The sequence below is a fragment of the Streptococcus sp. HMSC072D03 genome (assembly GCF_001812855.1).
GTDB lineage: Bacteria > Bacillota > Bacilli > Lactobacillales > Streptococcaceae > Streptococcus > Streptococcus salivarius_D.
Map to the genome: position 1 here is coordinate 150,070 of NZ_KV810649.1, position 2,206 is coordinate 152,275.

At 39.9% G+C, this 2,206-nt stretch carries 2 protein-coding genes; both read right to left on the reverse strand.

What is annotated here, in order from left to right:
• On the reverse strand, positions 1 to 314 hold a 314-nt coding region (locus HMPREF2877_RS04675), incomplete at its 3' end, for a transposase family protein (protein ID WP_141751047.1).
• A 173-nt stretch (positions 315 to 487) separates the two neighbouring features.
• Positions 488 to 2,038: a BCCT family transporter gene (locus tag HMPREF2877_RS04680; protein WP_045768597.1), complete on the reverse strand. Its 1,551-nt coding sequence runs from the start codon at positions 2,036 to 2,038 to the stop codon at positions 488 to 490.
• Positions 2,039 to 2,206 lie beyond the last annotated feature (168 nt).

Consider the following 2,206-nt stretch of genomic DNA (forward strand, 5'->3'; position numbering starts at 1 on the left):
AGATTGGAGATTTGGCAGTTTTTCTCAACGATTGATGTCTTAGCTACCGTGACTCTCCTACAACTTTTACACTGGAAACGACGCTTTTTAAGACGTAATAGTGTAGGTGTTCCAACTTGTTCAAGGAGAGGAATTTTAGAAGGCTTTTGAAAGTCATATTTGATCATTTTTCCTTGGCAGTCAGGACATGATGGTGCAGTATAATCAAGTGTTGCTTGAACCTCAATGTAGGTATCTTTTTCAAAAACAAGAGAAATAATGATATTTGGGTCTTTAATTCCGATTAATTCTGTGGTATTCTTAATAAGTCTCATAAGTTCTTCCTAATGATGGTTTGGTTGCTTTTCATTATAGTTCTTATGGGACTTTTTGTCTGCATTCAAAAAGCTCTATAATCTCTACAGTGGTTTTACCCACTACAGAAATTATAGAGCCGCCTAACATAGATGGCTTTTTCTGTCTAGCTTAATTTTACAAATTGGGTTATTTATTCTTCATAAGATTTGAAGGGTTGATCTTTTTTAGGGTATCGTGTCGGTGTGATTGACAGTCCCATCTTGTCTTTTTCATGTAGCAATTCAATGACTAGGGAAACCATGATCAGTACCATGATGAGTGAAAATGGAAAGGCTACGATAATCAGCGTATTTTGCAAGGCTACTAAGCCCCCTGAAAGAAGTAAGACGATGGCAATAGTCGCAAGGAGTACGCCCCAGAAGATTTTAAGGTTATTCTTTGGTTTGAGATTCCCATCATCAGAGAGCATAGCTAGCACATAGGTCGCAGAGTCTGCTGACGTGATAAAGAAGGTAACGATCAGGATGATAGCAACAACGGAGGCAATAAAACCAAATGGCAGTTGACTGAAGGTTGCAAACAAGGTCTGCTCACTTGGAAACTGTGTTAAATCTACATTTCCAAGTGATTGAACATGCGTTGAAAGTGTTCCAAAGGTAGAAAACCATAAAAAGCTTAATACAGTCGGTGCTAATAAGACGATGGATAGAAATTGTCTGATACTACGTCCTTTAGAAATTCTGGCAATAAAAACTCCCACGAATGGTGACCAAGAAATCCACCAAGCCCAATAGAAAATCGTCCAAGTATTGATCCAGTCACGATTGTATTGACCAAAGGAACCAGCACTGAAACTCATACGGAAGAAATTGGAAATATACAGTCCGATACTATCGGTCAAGGTATTAAAAATCTGGACTGTGGGACCGATGATTATGGTGATGGCGAGTAGTCCAACCGCTAAAATAAGATTGGTGTTTGATAAGATTTTTACCCCTTTTCCAAGACCAGAAAGGGCTGAAATGGTAAAGAGGATGGTTGTGATAATTATGATAATAACTTGCACAAGGGCATTGTTTGGAATACCAAAGAGGTAGTTGAGTCCCCCATTGATTTGGGCTGCCCCAAAACCAAGAGTGGTTGCCACCCCGATAACAGTAGCGACCACTGTAATCGTATCTACGATCTTACCAAGGATACCGTTTGTTTTTTTACCAAACAAGGGCTTTAAGGTAACCGATAAAAGATATTTCTCTTTTTTTCGGAAACCAAAGTAGGCGAGGGCCAGGGCGATTAAAGCATATACTGCCCAGGCATGGATGCCCCAGTGAAAGAAAGTGTAACGGAAAGCATCGGCTAAGGCTTCTTGCGACCCTGGGGTAGCTCGTACCGTTGAAATGGCATAATGGGATAAGGGCTCTGCGGCACCGTAGAAGACAAGGCCGATTCCCATTCCAGCAGAAAATATCATGGCAATCCAAGAGATGGTAGAGTGTTCAGGCACCGAATTGGGTTCCCCAAGTTTGATTTGCCCAACGGGACTAACCAGGAAAAAGCCACAAAGTAGAACGATTGACGTGACCAGTAATAAGTAAAACCAGCCAAATTTATCTGAAATAACTTCCCTCAGTTGTTCTGACCAAACTTGGTAGCCGTCAGGCATAACAATACCAAGAAGGACCAGGATAGCCAGTAGCACAAAAGATGTTTTTAAGACCGGGGATAAATTTTTAGTTGACATAAAGTCTCCTTTCATTCTCTACCATTATATCAAAAATGATAAAAACTTAATAGTGAGGGGAGATTGGATAACACCCAGCTAGTTATAATTTTTAGTTGATTAACGAGAGACGTTTAAGAACCTAAATTGTCAAATGTAAGTTAGACTTTTCAAGTAACTCAGAAAAAC

What these genes read in the sequence shown, in the direction of transcription:
- HMPREF2877_RS04680 (WP_045768597.1), bottom strand. Translation starts at nt 2,038, where the DNA reads ATGTCAACTAAAAATTTATCCCCGGTCTTAAAAACATCTTTTGTGCTA.